12 protein-coding genes and 1 tRNA gene are annotated in these 14,689 nt (G+C 68.6%); 8 read left to right on the forward strand and 5 right to left on the reverse strand.

All coding sequences use genetic code 11. From position 1 onward, the window contains the following. Positions 1-67: 67 nt before the first annotated feature. Positions 68-337: a 30S ribosomal protein S20 gene (rpsT, locus tag FHQ07_RS13470; RefSeq protein WP_139717516.1), complete on the reverse strand. Its 270-nt coding sequence runs from the start codon at positions 335-337 to the stop codon at positions 68-70. Between the two features lie 194 nt (positions 338-531). Here rpsT and murJ point away from each other — a divergent pair, with 194 nt between their 5' ends. From murJ to radA, 8 genes are all read left to right on the forward strand, one after another. Beyond that, on the forward strand, positions 532-2,121 hold the full coding sequence (murJ, locus tag FHQ07_RS13475) for a murein biosynthesis integral membrane protein MurJ (RefSeq protein ID WP_139718103.1): 1,590 nt from the start codon (positions 532-534) through the stop codon (positions 2,119-2,121). A 39-nt stretch (positions 2,122-2,160) separates the two neighbouring features. After that, positions 2,161-3,114, forward strand: a complete 954-nt coding sequence (locus FHQ07_RS13480; RefSeq protein ID WP_139717517.1) for a bifunctional riboflavin kinase/FAD synthetase — start codon at positions 2,161-2,163, stop codon at positions 3,112-3,114. Positions 3,115-3,257: 143 nt separating this feature from the next. Next, the gene (gene ileS, locus FHQ07_RS13485) at positions 3,258-6,047 is read left to right on the forward strand and encodes an isoleucine--tRNA ligase (RefSeq protein WP_240703613.1); all 2,790 of its coding nucleotides are present in this window, start codon (positions 3,258-3,260) and stop codon (positions 6,045-6,047) included. Continuing rightward, a complete protein-coding gene (gene lspA / locus FHQ07_RS13490) occupies positions 6,047-6,550 on the forward strand; it encodes a signal peptidase II (RefSeq protein ID WP_139717521.1) in 504 nt (167 codons plus the stop codon). The genes ileS and lspA overlap by 1 nt, the downstream gene beginning before the upstream one ends. A 7-nt stretch (positions 6,551-6,557) precedes the next feature. Further along, a complete protein-coding gene (gene ispH, locus FHQ07_RS13495; RefSeq protein ID WP_139717523.1) occupies positions 6,558-7,511 on the forward strand; it encodes a 4-hydroxy-3-methylbut-2-enyl diphosphate reductase in 954 nt (317 codons plus the stop codon). A 299-nt stretch (positions 7,512-7,810) separates the two neighbouring features. Continuing rightward, entirely contained in the window at positions 7,811-8,194 is a 384-nt protein-coding gene (locus FHQ07_RS13500; RefSeq protein WP_168191573.1) for a helix-turn-helix transcriptional regulator, read from the forward strand. A gap of 57 nt (positions 8,195-8,251) precedes the next feature. Then, positions 8,252-8,327 (forward strand) — tRNA-Thr (locus FHQ07_RS13505). An 83-nt stretch (positions 8,328-8,410) separates the two neighbouring features. Next, complete coding sequence (gene radA / locus FHQ07_RS13510) at positions 8,411-9,814, forward strand: DNA repair protein RadA (protein ID WP_139717527.1); 1,404 nt, start codon at positions 8,411-8,413, stop codon at positions 9,812-9,814. A gap of 7 nt (positions 9,815-9,821) precedes the next feature. Here the strand turns inward: radA and FHQ07_RS13515 are convergent, their stop codons facing one another. The 4 genes from FHQ07_RS13515 to FHQ07_RS13530 form a co-directional block, all read right to left on the reverse strand. Continuing rightward, on the reverse strand, positions 9,822-11,285 hold the full coding sequence (locus FHQ07_RS13515) for a DHA2 family efflux MFS transporter permease subunit (protein WP_240703614.1): 1,464 nt from the start codon (positions 11,283-11,285) through the stop codon (positions 9,822-9,824). Positions 11,286-11,539: 254 nt separating this feature from the next. After that, positions 11,540-12,760 carry an HlyD/EmrA/EmrK family protein gene (locus FHQ07_RS13520; RefSeq protein ID WP_139717531.1) on the reverse strand — a complete coding sequence of 407 codons (1,221 nt, stop codon included), beginning with the start codon at positions 12,758-12,760 and terminating at the stop codon, positions 11,540-11,542. A gap of 10 nt (positions 12,761-12,770) precedes the next feature. Continuing rightward, a complete protein-coding gene (locus FHQ07_RS13525) occupies positions 12,771-14,219 on the reverse strand; it encodes an efflux transporter outer membrane subunit (protein WP_139717533.1) in 1,449 nt (482 codons plus the stop codon). A gap of 3 nt (positions 14,220-14,222) precedes the next feature. Then, positions 14,223-14,681 carry a MarR family winged helix-turn-helix transcriptional regulator gene (locus FHQ07_RS13530; RefSeq protein WP_139717535.1) on the reverse strand — a complete coding sequence of 153 codons (459 nt, stop codon included), beginning with the start codon at positions 14,679-14,681 and terminating at the stop codon, positions 14,223-14,225. Positions 14,682-14,689 lie beyond the last annotated feature (8 nt).

Below are 14,689 nucleotides of genomic sequence, written 5' to 3' on the forward strand. Positions count from 1 at the left end.
CCCGCCAACCACGGCGGGCACAAAAAACCCGGCTTTCGCCGGGTTTTTTGCGAATGACGCTGCGGCCTCAGGCGGCCTTCAGCGCCTTGATGCGCGCGGTCAGGCGGGCCTTGTGACGGGCGGCCTTGTTCTTGTGGATCAGGCCGCGGGCGGCGAAGCGATCCAGCAGCGGCTGCGCGGTGACGAACGCGGCGGTTGCGGCTTCGGCATCGTTGGCGTCGAGCGCCTTGATCACCTTCTTGACGGCGGTACGCAGCATGGAGCGCTGGGCGACGTTGCGTTCGTTGCGCACGACGGTCTGCTTGGCGCGCTTCTTGGCGGACTTGATATTGGCCACGAGGAAAATCCTGGAGAGTCTGTTGGGGCTGAAAGAATCGGCCGCCGGCAGGACTGCCCACGGACGAAAGGATCTGGAAGACTCAAAATTATGGGCGATTCAATGGCTTGCGTCAACAACCCCGGTTTTGGCCCCGGCAGCCGGGCGGGACGGGCATGAGCGGCGGCCCGGCATCGGCCAAACCCGGCCGCAGCATGACCCGCGGCGTCCTGTCCTTCGGCGGGATGACCATGCTCAGCCGGGTGTTCGGCCTGGTCCGCGACCAGGTGTTCAACACCACCTTCGGCACCAACTGGATGACCGACGCCTTCTGGGTCGCCTTCCGCATCCCCAATTTCATGCGCCGGCTGTTCGCCGAGGGCTCGTTCTCCACCGCCTTCGTGCCGGTGTTCACCGAGATCAAGGAAAAGCGCAGCCACGACGACCTGAAGGCGCTGATGGGCCGCACCGCGGGCACCCTGGGCGGGGTGCTGCTGCTGATCACCGCGCTGGGCATGATCTTCGCCCCCCAGCTGGCCACCGCCTTCACCCAGGCCGAGCCGGCGCCGGGCCAGGACCAGCTGATCACCGACCTGCTGCGGCTGACCTTCCCGTTCCTGCTGTTCGTGTCGCTGACCGCCCTGTCCGCGGGCGCCCTGAACAGTTTCCAGCGCTTCGGCTGGCCGGCGTTCACCCCGATCATCCTCAACCTGTGCATGATCGCCGGCGCGCTGTGGGGCTCGAAATTCACCCACCCGCCGATCCTGGCGATGGGCTGGGCGATCCTCGCCGCCGGCGTGCTGCAGCTGCTGTTCCAGCTGCCGCAGCTGGCGAAACTCGATCTGTTGGCGTTGCCGCGCTGGGGCTGGAACCACCCGGACGTGCGCAAGGTGATGCGGCTGATGGTGCCGACCCTGCTGGGCTCCTCGGTGGCGCAGGTCAACCTGCTGTTCGACACCTTCATCGCCGCAATGCTGGTGCACGGCTCGCAGAGCTGGCTGTCCACCGCCGACCGTTTCCTCGAGTTCCCGCTGGGCGTATTCGGCATCGCGCTGGGCACGGTGATCCTGCCCACGCTGTCCCGCCACCACGTCAACACCGACCGTGCGGGGTTCTCGAAGTCGCTGGACTGGGGCCTGCGCACCACCCTGATCATCATCGTCCCGGCGATGCTGGGCCTGATGCTGCTGTCGCTGCCGTTGGTCTCGACGATCTTCCAGTACGGCAAGTTCACCGCCGAGGCGGCGAGGATGACCGCATTGTCGGTGTTCGGCCTGAGCTTCGGCCTGCCGGCGTTCGCCATGGTCAAGACCGTGCTGCCGGCGTTCTACGCGCGCCAGGACACCAGGACGCCGGTACGCGCCGGACTGGTGGCGATGGTCGCCAACATGCTGTTCAACGTCGGCCTGCTGGCCCTGCTGTACATGCTGTGGGTGCCGGACGCGGCCAAGGCCGACGGCGTGATGGCGGCCCTGGCGCGGGTGCCCGGCCTGCATTTCGCGCTGGGCATCGCCAGCGCGCTGAGCAGCTACCTCAACCTGGTGCTGCTGTGGCGCTGGCTGCGCAAGGCCGATGTGTTCGATCCGCAGCCGGGCTGGACGCGCTTCCTGGTGCGGATGCTGCTGGCGAACGGGGTGATGGCGGCGGCGCTGGTCGCCGGCCTGCAACTGGCGCCGGATTTCACCGTGGTCGACAAATGGCAGCGGATCGGCTGGCTGGGCGCGCTGGTGTTCGGCGGCGCGGCGGTCTACGGCTTGGCGATGCTGGCGCTGGGCTTCCGCCCGCGCGACTTCCGCGAGCACTGAGGCCGCGATGCTGCACCGCAGCTATACTCCAAGGTCATCATGAAGCCTCTGTTCCGCGACGCCGATGGCCGGGCCCCGAGCCCGCAGGGCAGCGTGGCCTGCATCGGCGCCTTCGACGGCCTGCACCTGGGCCATCGCGCGTTGGTCGGCCGCGCGGTTGCGCGTGCGCGCGCACTCGGCTTGCCGGCGGTGGCGCTGAGCTTCGAGCCGCTGCCGCGCGAGTTCTTCGCCAGGGACGCCAAGCCGCCGCGCCTGATGCTGCCGCGCGCCAAGCTGGAAGGCCTGTACGCGCTGGGTTGCGACGTCATCGGCCTGTTGCGCTTCAACGCACGACTGGCGGCGATGCCGGCCGAAGACTTCGTGCGCAAGGTGCTGGTGGAGCGCCTGCATGCGCGCGAGGTCTGGGTCGGCCCCGAGTTCCGTTTCGGCAAGGGCCGAGCCGGCGACATCGCCTTGCTGAAGGCGATGGGCGCCGAACTCGGCTTCACCGCGCATGAGATCGAACCGGTGCAGCTCGCCGGCGAACGCGTGTCCAGCACCCGCATCCGCACGGCGCTGGGCAACGGCGATTTCGATACCGCCGCGCGCCTGCTCGGCCGCCCGTATGCGATCGGCGGGCATGTCGTGCGCGGCCAGCAGCTCGGCCGCACCCTCGGCTATCCCACCGCGAACCTGCGCTACGGCGGCAAGACGCCGGCCTTGCGCGGCATTTACGCGACCTGGGTGCACGGCGTCGCCGACAGGCCGTGGCCCTCGGTGTCCAGCTTCGGGACCCGCCCGACCGTGTTCGGCGTCGATCCGCTGCTGGAAGCGCACCTGTTCGATTTCGATGGCGACCTCTACGGCCGCCGCATCGAAGTCGAATTCGTCGCCCGCCTGCGCGACGAGGAAAAATTCCCCGACCTGCCGACCATGGTGGCGCAGATCAAGCGCGACGACGAGCAGGCGCGGGCCATCCTCGACCATTCAACGCCACAGCGAGCCACCGCGTGACATGCGCTCGCCCCTGAGCAAGAGCCCGCGCTTCCGTGTGCGGAGTTTCCAAGAAGAGCATCGACCAAACAGGCCTCCGTGTGACCGATAAAACCGACAACCCCTACAAGGCCACCATCCTGCTGCCGGAGACCGCGTTCCCGATGCGCGGCGACCTGCCCAAGCGCGAACCCGACACGCTGGCGCGCTGGGAAAGCGAAGGCCTGTACGCGCAACTCCGCAGCGTGGCCAAGGGCCGCCCGCAGTTCGTGTTGCACGACGGCCCGCCGTACGCGAACGGCGCGATCCACCTGGGCCATGCGGTCAACAAGATCCTCAAGGACATCATCGTCAAGTCGAAGACGGTGGCCGGCTTCGATGCGCCGTACATCCCGGGTTGGGACTGCCACGGCCTGCCGATCGAGATCGCGATCGAGAAGAAGTGGGGCAAGGTCGGGGTCAAGCTGGACGCGGTCGAGTTCCGGCAGAAGTGCCGCGAGTACGCCAACGAGCAGATCGACGTGCAGCGCCGCGACTTCAAGCGCCTCGGCGTGCTGGGCGATTGGGACAATCCGTACCGCACGCTGGACTTCAAGTTCGAGGCCGACGAGATCCGCGCGCTCGCGAAAGTGGTCGAGAACGGTCACCTGCTGCGTGGGGTGAAGCCGGTGTACTGGTGCTTCGATTGCGGTTCCGCACTCGCGGAAGCGGAGATCGAGTACCAGGACAAGGTCTCGCCCGCAGTCGACGTGGCCTACGCCGCGCGCGAGAACAAGAAGATCGCCGGCGTGTTCGGCATCGGCGTGCCCGATGGCGTCGAGATCGCGGTGCCGATCTGGACCACCACGCCGTGGACGCTGCCGGCATCGCTGGCGATCTCGATGGGCCCGGAACTCGATTATGTGTTGGTCGAAGGCCCGGCCAAGGGCGACGGTTCGCGGCGTTGGCTGGTGCTGGCCGAAGCGCTGGCGGAGAAGGCGCTCAAGCGCTACGGCGTCGATGAAGTCGTGCTGCTCGGCCGCGCCAGCGGCGAGAAGCTCGAGAACATGTTGTTCGCGCATCCGTTCTATCCGGAGCGCGACATCCCGATCCTGCTCGGCGACCACGTCAGCGCCGAAGACGGCACCGGCGCCGTGCATACCGCGCCCGGCCACGGCCAGGAAGACTTCGCGGTCTCGCAGAAGTACGGCCTGGTCGAGAAGTATTCGGCAGCGCAGCTCAATCCGGTCGATGGTCGCGGCGTGTACCTGACGTCGACGCCGCCCGCCGACGGCGTCGAGCTCGCCGGCATGCATGTGTGGAAGGCCAACGACGCGCTGGTCGAGGTGCTGCGCGCGAACGAAGCGCTGCTCGCGTTCTCCAAGCTGACCCACAGCTACCCGCATTGCTGGCGGCACAAGACGCCGGTGGCGTTCCGGGCCACCCCGCAGTGGTTCATCTCGATGGACCAGGCGAACCTGCGCAGCGACGCACTGGCCGCGATCAAGGGCGTGAAGTGGTACCCGGAATGGGGCGAGGCGCGCATCGCCGGGATGGTGGCGGACCGCCCGGACTGGACGATCTCGCGCCAGCGTACCTGGGGCGTGCCGATCGCCTTGTTCGTGCATCGCGAAACCGGCGAGCCGCATCCGCGCAGCGTCGAGCTGATGCGCGCCGTGGCCGAGCGCGTGGAGCAGGGCGGCGTCGACGTCTGGTATTCGCTCGATGCCGCCGAACTGCTCGGCGACGAAGCGAAGGATTACGACAAGATCACCGACATCCTCGATGTCTGGTTCGATTCCGGCGTCACCCACGAAGCCGTGCTGTTGCCGCGCGGCCTTGGCAAGCCCGCCGACCTCTACCTGGAAGGTTCCGACCAGCATCGCGGCTGGTTCCAGTCTTCGCTGCTCACCGGCGTCGCCATCGACAAGGCCGCGCCGTACCGGCAATGCCTGACCCACGGCTTCACCGTGGACGAGCACGGCCGCAAGATGTCGAAGTCGCTGGGCAACGGCATCGAGCCGCAGGACATCATGAAGACCCTGGGCGCGGACATCCTGCGCCTGTGGATCGCCAGCGCCGACTACAGCAACGAGATGTCGCTGTCGCAGGAGATCCTCAAGCGCAACGCCGATGCCTATCGCCGCATCCGCAACACCGCGCGTTTCCTGCTCGGCAACCTGCACGGCTTCGACCCGGCGCGCGACCTGCGCGCGCTCGACGACATGGTCGCGCTGGACCGCTGGATCGTGCATCGCGCCTGGCAGGTGCAGGAAGAGATCGCCAAGGCCTACGCGGACTACGACTTCGCCGCGGTGGTGCAGGCGCTGATGAACTTCTGCAGCGTCGACCTGGGTTCGCTCTACCTCGACGTGACCAAGGACCGGCTGTACACGATGGGCGAGGATTCGCGCGGGCGTCGCAGCGCGCAGTCGGCGATGTTCCGCATCGCCGAGGCCTTCGTGCGCTGGATCGCGCCGGTGCTGAGCTTCACCGCCGACGAGATGTGGGGCCACCTGCCGGGCGAGCGCGCCGGCAACGTGCTGTTCGCGACCTGGTACGACGGCCTCGCGCCGCTGGCGGACGATGCCGCGCTGTCGGCAGCGGACATGGACGGCTTGCTGGCGCTGCGCGAGCAGGTCGCCAAGGTGCTGGAACCGATGCGCGCCGCCGGCGAGATCGGCGCCGCGCTGGATGCGGAAATCGAATTGCGCTGCGGCGTCGCCGAGCAGAACCGGCTGGCGCCGCTGGCCGACGAACTGCGCTTCCTGTTCATCAGCGGCGACGTGCGGGTGGTGCCGGACGCGGAGGCGAAGGGCGTGGTCGGCGTGTTTGCGCAAGCGACGACTAAGGCCAAATGCGTGCGTTGCTGGCATCGCCGCGGGGACGTCGGTGCGGATCCGCGGCATCCGGAGCTGTGCATGCGCTGCGTGTCCAACATCGAAGGCCCCGGCGAAACACGGGAGTGGTTCTGATGGCCGCGCCGGTCAAGCCGAATGCGTTGCCCTGGCTGTTGGCATCGGTCATCGTCGTCGTCGTCGACCAGTGGTCGAAGGCCTGGGTGTTGCACGCACTGCCGGAATTCACCGCGGTGCCGGTGATCGACGGTTTCTGGAACTGGTACCGCACCTACAACACCGGCGCGGCCTTCAGCTTCCTCGCCGATGCCGGCGGCTGGCAGAAGTACTTCTTCGCCACGCTCGCCTTCGCCATCAGCGGGCTGATGGCGTGGATGCTGTCGCGCACGCCGCGCGGCGACTGGAAGCAGGCGCTGCCGCTGGCGCTGGTGATCGGCGGCGCGCTGGGCAACGTGATCGACCGCTTCATGCACGGCCACGTGGTCGATTTCATCCAGTGGTACGTCGGCGAGCACTATTGGCCGGCGTTCAACATCGCCGACTGCGCGGTGGTCGGCGGCGCCATCGGCATCGGCCTGTTCGGGCTGCTGTCGGGCAAGCCGAAAGCGCAGGGCGGATAATCGCGGCATGGATATCCTGCTCGCCAACCCGCGCGGTTTCTGCGCCGGCGTCGATCGTGCCATCGAGATCGTCAAGCGCGCCATCGAGACCCTGGGCGCGCCGATCTACGTGCGCCACGAGGTCGTGCACAACAAGTTCGTGGTCGACGACCTGAAGGCGCGCGGCGCGATCTTCGTCGAGGAACTGGACGAAGTGCCGGACGGCAACACGGTGATCTTCAGCGCGCACGGCGTCTCGCAGGCGGTGCGCCGCGAAGCGGAACGCCGCGGCCTGAAGGTGTTCGATGCCACTTGCCCGCTGGTGACGAAGGTGCACCTGGAAGTGGCGCGGCAATGCCGCAACGGCCGCGACATGGTCTTGATCGGCCACGCCGGGCATCCGGAAGTGGAAGGCACGATGGGGCAGTGGAACCGCGAGGGCGGCATCGGCAGCATCCACCTGGTCGAGGACATCGATGACGTTGCCACGCTCGAGATCGCGCAGCCTGGCAACTGCTCGTTCACCACCCAGACCACGCTGAGCGTGGACGACACCCGCGACATCATCGCCGCGTTGAAGGCCCGCTTCCCGGAGATGCAGGGGCCGAAGAACGACGACATCTGCTACGCCACCCAGAACCGCCAGGACGCCGTGCGCGAGCTGGTCGGCGAGGGCTGCGACGCGGTGCTGGTGGTCGGCTCGCCGAATTCCTCCAATTCCAACCGCCTGCGCGAGCTGGCCGAACGCGAAGGTGCGGCGGCCTGGCTGATCGATGGCGCCGACGAGATCGATCCCGCCTGGGTGGCGGGGCGCAAGCGCATCGGCGTCACCGCCGGCGCCTCCGCGCCCGACGTGCTGGTGCAGGGCGTGCTCGCGCGGCTGCGCGAGCTCGGTGCGGCCAGCGTGCGCGAGCTGCATGGCGAGCCGGAAGACATGGTGTTCGCCCTGCCCAAGGAACTGCGCCTGCGGCTGGTGGACTGACGCGCGAACGCCACGCTTCAAGCGTGGCGTTCGGTAGCGCAGAAAAGCGGGGCGGCCGGGATGGGCGACGCGCTGCGTCACTGACGAGGAACCACCGGCGCCCCGGGGGAGGAGCGGGCAACGTCCGTGTCGCCCGTTCCCGAATGCTGCCCGCATCGAGGCAGGTTCGCCATGACAGGATTGCTGTCATGCCCATGTACAGGCGTTCTGCATATTGGGGTTCCGGTGGAATTGACAGCCAGCGTGTGCATAATAGGGACAGTGTTGATGGCCGCCAGCAAGGCTGGCAAGTCGGGCTCATGAAGATGCAGGAACGGATCCGGCGCGCGCGTCGCAAGGCCGGTTTGTCGCAGGCGGGCCTGGCGGAGCTCGTCAAGGTCCAGCGCAGCGCGGTTTCCAACTGGGAATCCGCGAACGACGTGCAGCCGTCGATGCAGAACATGGTGGCGATCGCCCGCGCCTGCCGCGTCTCGATCGAATGGCTGGGCACGGGCCGCGGCGGCATGACATCCGACCCGGAAGCGCTGGCCGACATTCCCGCGGCGGATGCCGAACTGGTGGATGCGCACGAGGAACGCGCGCTGCTGGCGGCGTACCGCAACCTGGCGCGCCGTTCGCAGCACCTGGTCATGGAATTGATCCTTGCCCTGCAGGCCGGGCACCGCGGAAGCAAGGCGAGGTGAGGGATTGCCGCGTTCTCGCTGGAACGCCGGCCCGGCAGCGGCTAGAATTGCGCCCACGCCGGAATAGCTCAGTTGGTAGAGCACGTCATTCGTAATGATGGGGTCGTAGGTTCGATTCCTATTTCCGGCACCAGCTGCAACGAAGAAGCCCGCCCCGCGCGGGCTTTTTCGTGCCCGCGTCTTAACGGCTGCGACCTGTGGCGGCTAGGATGCGGCATGGCCAAGACCGCATCCAGCACATCCTCGGCGAAACGCCGGACCGCCTACGTCTGCGGCGAATGCGGCGCCGACTACGCCAAGTGGCAGGGCCAGTGCGATGCCTGCGGTGCATGGAATACGCTGGGCGAGGTCGTGCTGGAAAGCGCGGCGCAGGCGGCATCGCCGGCGTCGCGGCGCGGCGGCTGGGCGGGCAAGGTGGATGCGCCGAAAGTGACCGCGTTGGCGGACGTGCGCGCGGACGCGCAGGCGCGGGTGTCCACCGGCATCGGCGAATTCGACCGCGTGCTCGGCGGCGGCCTGGCCGAAGGCGCGGTGGTGCTGGTCGGCGGCGATCCCGGCATCGGCAAGTCGACGCTGCTGCTGCAGGCGCTGGCGCTGATGGCGGCGAAATTGCCGGGCCTGTACGTGACCGGCGAGGAATCCCTCGCGCAGGTGGCCGGGCGCGGGCAGCGCCTGGGCCTGCCGCTCGACGGCGTGCAGGCGCTGGCCGAAACCTGCGTCGAGCGCATCCTCGAGCATGCGCTCGCGGCGCAGCCGAAACTGATCGTCGCCGATTCCATCCAGACCCTGTGGACGGACACGCTGAGCGCGGCGCCGGGTTCGGTGTCGCAGGTGCGCGAGGCCGCGGCGCGGCTGGTGCGCTATGCCAAGGAGACCGGCACCGCGGTGTTCCTGGTCGGGCATGTCACCAAGGAAGGCGGCATCGCCGGTCCGCGCGTGCTGGAGCACATGGTGGATGCCGTGCTGTATTTCGAGGGCGATTCCGGTTCGCGCTTCCGCGTGTTGCGCGCGTTCAAGAACCGCTTCGGTGCGGTCAACGAGCTCGGCGTGTTCGCGATGGGCGACAAGGGCTTGCGCGAGGTGCCGAATCCGTCCGCGATCTTCCTGTCCGGCGCCAGCGCGCCACAGCCCGGCAGTTGCGTGATGGTCACCCGCGAAGGCACCCGGCCGCTGCTGGTGGAGGTGCAGGCATTGGTGGATGCCTCGCCGCTGTCGAATCCGCGTCGCGTGGCGGTGGGCATGGAAGGCAACCGGTTGGCGATGCTGCTGGCGGTGCTGCATCGGCATGGCGGGATCATGACCGGCGACCAGGACGTGTTCGTCAACGTGGTCGGCGGCATCCGCGTGCAGGAAACCGCCGCGGACTTGCCGGTGCTGCTGGCGGTGCTGTCGTCGTTGCGCGACAGGCCGCTGCCGGAAAAGACGATCGCCTTCGGCGAAGTCGGCCTGAGCGGCGAGATCCGCCCGGTGCCGAACGGCGAGGAGCGCCTCAACGAAGCGGCGACGCACGGTTTCAAGCGCGCCATCGTGGCCAAGGCCAATGCGCCGAAGTCCGGCAGCTACAAGGGCATGCAGGTGATCGCGGTCGAACGCCTGGCCGAGGCGCTGGAGCACGCGTAGTCCCCGTTCAATGCCCGCCGGCCGCGGCACCGCCGGCCTTGGCGGCGAACGGCGGCTTGGCGATCCAGACGAAGGCGATCACGCACAGGAACAGGATCCCGAGCAGGTGGAAGATCTCGTTGAAGCCGAGCTGCGCGGCCTGGTTGGAGATCATCCGTTCCAGCACCGCCGCGCCGCGCTGCAGGTCGCCGCCGCCGTATTGGGCCACGGCCTGCAGCGTGTTCGGATCGTAGGCGGAAATCCTTTCGGTGAGGTGGGCGTGGTGCACCGCGCCGCGTTCGGTCCAGGCATAGGTGGTCAGCGATGCGGCGAAGCTGCCGCCCAGGGTGCGCACGAAGGTAGCGAGCCCCGAGCCGGCGGCGATCTCGTGCGGTTCCAGGTCGGACAGCAGGATCTGCAGCACCGGCATGAAGAACAGCGCCACGCCGATGCCCTGGAACAGCTGCACCCAGGCCACGTGGGCGAAGTCCACGTCCAGGTTGAAGTAGGAACGGGTGAAGCTGGTCAGCGACATCGCCACGAAGGCCACGCTGGCCAGCATGCGCAGGTCGAAGCGGTTGGCGTACTTGCCGACGAATGGCGTGAGCAGCACCGGCAGGATGCCGATCGGCGCGGTGGCGAAGCCGGCCCAGATCGCGGTGTAGCCCAGGTTGCGCTGCAGCCACAGCGGCACCAGGATGCCGACGCTGAAGAACGCCGAGTAGGCCAGCACCATCGCGATGGTCCCGGCGGCGAAGTTGCGGTGGCGGAACAGGCGCAGGTTGACGATCGGATCCTTGTCGGTCAGTTCCCAGATCACGAACACCGCCAGCGCGATCGCCGAGACGATGGCCAGCACCACGATCGTGGTGGAGTGGAACCAGTCCTCGTCGTTGCCGAGGTCGAGCAGGATCTGCAGCGCGCCCACGCCCAGCACCAGGGTGGCCAGGCCGACGTAGTCCATCTTCGGCTTTTCCAGCCGTTCCGGGCGGCCCTTCAATTGGCGGCCCACCACCGTGCTGGCGAAGATGCCGATCGGCACGTTGACGAAGAAGATCCATTCCCAGCTGTAGTTGTCGGTGATCCAGCCGCCCAGGATCGGGCCGGCGATGGGCGCGACCACCGTCACCATCGCCAGCAGCGCGATCGCCTGTCCGCGCCGCGCCGGCGGGTAGATCGACAGCAGCAGCGCCTGGGTGATCGGGTACATCGGCCCGGCCACGAAGCCCTGCAACGCGCGCGCCAGCACCAGCAGGCCCATGCTGTTGGCGATGCCGCACAGGAACGAGGCGATCACGAACGCCATCGTCGACCACACGAACAGCTTGCGTTCGCCGAAGCGGCGCGCCAGCCAGCCGGTCAGCGGCAGCGCGATCGCGGTGCTCACCGCGAACGAGGTGATCACCCACGTCGCCTGGTTGGCGCTGCCGCCGAGGTTGCCGGAGATGGTCGGCAGCGAGACGTTGGCGATGGTGGTGTCCAGCACCTGCATGAAGCTGGCCAGCGCCAGCCCCAGCGTGGTCAGGGCGACGTTCGGTGGGCGGAAATCCTCCGGCTTCGCCACGGCCTCGCGACCCGGCGGCAAGCCGAAGTTTTCCTCTTCTTGCGCGATGGTGGACATGCGGTTCCGGGATCAGGAAGAAGGTGCAGGAGCGGCAGCGCGGTGGCTGCCGGCGACAGGGGGCGCGTTCCGACGAGGGGGAGGGATCGGGAACGCGGCCGCCTGCGCGACTCCTGCGTGGAAGGTCAGGCCTTGTGGCCCTGCGGCAAGTTGCTTTCGATGACGTCGCGGATCAGCGCGTCGGCATCCTTCAGCTGCTTGGCATAGGCCTGGGTGGCCAGCACCGGCTCGCGCGCGCTGGCGGCGGGCAGCACCGGGCCGTCCTGGTCGCGCACGCTGACGTCGACCGCCATGCTCATGCCCAGGCGCAGCGGGTGTTCGCGCAGCTGCTTCGGGTCCAGTTCGACCCGCACCGGCACGCGCTGCACGATCTTGATCCAGTTGCCGCTGGCGTTCTGCGCCGGCAGCAGGGCGAACGCACTGCCGGTGCCCAGGCCCAGGCTGGTCAGCTTGCCGGTGTAGACCACCTTGTCGCCGTACACGTCGGCGACGAGTTCCACCGGCTGGCCCAGGCGCAGGTTGCGCAGCTGGGTTTCCTTGAAGTTGGCGTCGACCCACACCTGTTCCAGCGGCACCACGGTCAGCAGGGCGGTGCCCGGCTGCACGCGCTGGCCCAGCTGCACGCTGCGCTTGCCGACATAGCCGTCGATCGGCGCGACGATCGCCGCGCGCTGCAGGTTCAGGTAGGCCTGGCGCAGCTGCGCGGCGGCGGCCTGCACCTGCGGCTGGTTGGCGACGGTGGTGGCATCGACCAGCGCGCGGTTGCGCGACAGGCTGCCGCGCGAGGCCGACAGCGCCGCTTCGGCGGACTTCAGTTGCGCCTGTGCATGCGCGAGTTCTTCGGCGGACACCGCACCGCTGGCGACCAGCCCGCTGCGGCGGGCGACGTCGGCGCGTGCCTGCGCCACCGCGACTTCGCGCGCGGCGATATCGGCCTGCGCCGAATCCACGCTGCTGTACAGCCCGCGCACCTGGCGCACGGTACCGGCGAGGTTGGCCTTGGCCTGTTCGTAGGTGACCTGCGCATCGTTCGGGTCCAGCTGCACCAGCACCTGGCCGGCCTGCACGCGCATGCCGTCCTCGGCGTGGATCTCGACCACGGTGCCCGCGGTCTGCGGGGTGATGCTGACGATGTTGCCCTGCACGTAGGCGTCGTCGGTGTCCTGGTGCCAGCGCGCGACCAGCAGGTAGTACGCCAGCCAGCCGATGCCGGCCAGCAAGGCGACGACCAGCAGGATCAGCAGCGCGCGCTTGCGCTTGCCGTTGGCCGGCTTCAGCGAACTTTGCGAGACCGGCAGCGGCGCGCCTTGGCCCGCGGAGGTGTTCGGAGTGGTTTCGGTGGTCATGTCGGGTCGCTCAGTTCGATGCGGTGGTGTTGGGCGCGGTCGTGTTCGATTGGGGCAGGGCAATGCCGCCGCCGAGCGCCTGGTCGAGGTCGATGGTCGCGGTGCGCCGTTTCGCGTTCAGCGCGGCCAGTTGCTGGTCGAGTTGCAGCAGCGGCTTCTGCGCGGCCAGCACGTCCAGCTGGTTGGCCAGGCCGGCGCGATGGCGCTGCGCGACCGCGGCATACGCCTTGGCCGCGGTGTCGCGGGCGATGCGGGTGCTGGCGAGTTGCGCATCCAGCGCACGCGCGCCTTGTACGGCATCGGCCACTTCGCGGATCGCGCCGAGCAGCGACTGGTTGTAGTTCGCCACGGCGAGGTCGTAGTCGGCATTGCTACCCATCAGCTGGTTGCGCAGGCGGCCGCCTTCGAAGATCGGCAACGTGAGTGCGGGGCCGCCATTGACCAGCAGCGCGTCGCTGCCGAACAGGTCGCCGAGGTTGCCGGCGGCCAGGCCGACCATCATGCTGAGGTTGATGGTCGGGTAGAACGCGGCCTTGCTGGCATCGATGCCGTGCTGCGCGGCTTCGACCCGCCAGCGCGCGGCGACGATGTCGGCGCGACGGGCGAGCAGGTCGCTGGGCAGTTGCGAGGGCACCGCGACATCCGGCGTCGCCAGCATCGGGCGCGCGATCTCGAGGCCACGATCCGGGCCGGCACCGACCAATGCCGCGAGCGCATTGCGCAGCGCGTCGATCTGCTGCTGCGCGGCCTGCGCCTGCTGGCGTGCGGCGGCGGAAGCGCTCTGGTTCTGGTTGAGCGCGATGGTGTTGTCCAGGCCGGCCTTGATCCGCTGCTGGTTGAGCTTCACCAAGGCATCGGAACGTGCGGCTTCGGCATTGGCCGCGTCCTGCGCATCGAAGGCCTGCGCCAGCGCGACATAGGCGCGCACGATGTTCGCCGCCAGCTGCAGGCGCGCGGCCTGCGCGTCGACTTCGGCCGCACGCGCATTGCCCAGCGCGGCCTGCCATTTGGCCTTGTCCGCGCCCCAGAAATCCGGGTTGTACTTGAAGTTGAGGGTGAGCAGTTCGGCGACGCTGAAATCGCCGCCGAGATCGGGGCCGGCCAGCGTTTCCGGAATCTGCAGGCCCAGCACTTGCGCGCCGGCGCCCAGGCTCGGCTTGCGCGCGGCATCCGCCAACCCGGCTTGCGCGATCGCCTTGCGGGTGCGTGCGTCGGCGGCATCCAGCGCCGGCGAGGCGGCCAGCGCCTCATCGATCAACCCATCCAGCTGCGGATCGCCGAACGCGGCCCACCAGCGCTCGGACGGCCAGGCGGCGTCGGAGACCTTGGCGTTGCCCAGCGATTTGCCGGCGGAAAGCGTGGCCGGATCGCGCCGGCTGCCTTCAGCGACGAGGCCGTTGCTGCTGGCGCAGCCGGCCAGCAGCGCGCTGGCGATGGCGAGGGGAAGGAGTTTGTTCATGGCTCAGTCTTCGGCAACGAGGTTGTCGCGCACCTGCTCCAGCAGGCGGGTGAGTTGGGTGCGGGTGGCGTCGTCCATGCCCTGCAGGGCGCGTTCGCGCACGCGCTGGCCGCACTGGTCGATGTCGCGCCACATCGCCACGCCGGCCTCGGTCAGGTGGATGTGCAGGGCGCGGCGGTCGTTCGGGTCGGCCACGCGCTGCAACAGGCCGCGGGCTTCCAGCTTGTCGAGCAGGCGGGTCATCGCACCGGGGTTGAGGTCGGCGGCGCGGGCGAGGTCGGTGACGCTGGCGATGCCGGTGGCCAGCTTCTTGATCGCGATGAACTGGCTGAAGGTCAGGTCATGGCCGGCGTCGGCCAGTTCCTTCTCCATGCGCGCCCACATGGCATCGCGGGTCTGCCGGAACAGCAGGCCCAGGGCGGAGCCGCTGCAGGCCTCGGCGGGGGTGGCGGGTACGTTCATGGGGCGGC

Origin of the sequence: Thermomonas aquatica, assembly GCF_006337105.1 — a bacterium.
GTDB lineage: Bacteria > Pseudomonadota > Gammaproteobacteria > Xanthomonadales > Xanthomonadaceae > Thermomonas > Thermomonas aquatica.

Excerpts from the sequence above, each read along its gene's own strand:
- murJ (WP_139718103.1), top strand. The coding sequence starts at position 532 with ATGACCCGCGGCGTCCTGTCCTTCGGCGGGATGACCATGCTCAGCCGG.
- FHQ07_RS13480 (WP_139717517.1), top strand. The coding sequence starts at position 2,161 with ATGAAGCCTCTGTTCCGCGACGCCGATGGCCGGGCCCCGAGCCCGCAG.
- ileS (WP_240703613.1), top strand. The coding sequence starts at position 3,258 with ATGCGCGGCGACCTGCCCAAGCGCGAACCCGACACGCTGGCGCGCTGG.
- lspA (WP_139717521.1), top strand. The coding sequence starts at position 6,047 with ATGGCCGCGCCGGTCAAGCCGAATGCGTTGCCCTGGCTGTTGGCATCG.
- ispH (WP_139717523.1), top strand. The coding sequence starts at position 6,558 with ATGGATATCCTGCTCGCCAACCCGCGCGGTTTCTGCGCCGGCGTCGAT.
- FHQ07_RS13500 (WP_168191573.1), top strand. The coding sequence starts at position 7,811 with ATGAAGATGCAGGAACGGATCCGGCGCGCGCGTCGCAAGGCCGGTTTG.
- radA (WP_139717527.1), top strand. The coding sequence starts at position 8,411 with ATGGCCAAGACCGCATCCAGCACATCCTCGGCGAAACGCCGGACCGCC.
- FHQ07_RS13515 (WP_240703614.1), bottom strand. The coding sequence starts at position 11,285 with ATGCAGGTGCTGGACACCACCATCGCCAACGTCTCGCTGCCGACCATC.
- FHQ07_RS13520 (WP_139717531.1), bottom strand. The coding sequence starts at position 12,760 with ATGACCACCGAAACCACTCCGAACACCTCCGCGGGCCAAGGCGCGCCG.
- FHQ07_RS13525 (WP_139717533.1), bottom strand. The coding sequence starts at position 14,219 with ATGAACAAACTCCTTCCCCTCGCCATCGCCAGCGCGCTGCTGGCCGGC.
- FHQ07_RS13530 (WP_139717535.1), bottom strand. The coding sequence starts at position 14,681 with ATGAACGTACCCGCCACCCCCGCCGAGGCCTGCAGCGGCTCCGCCCTG.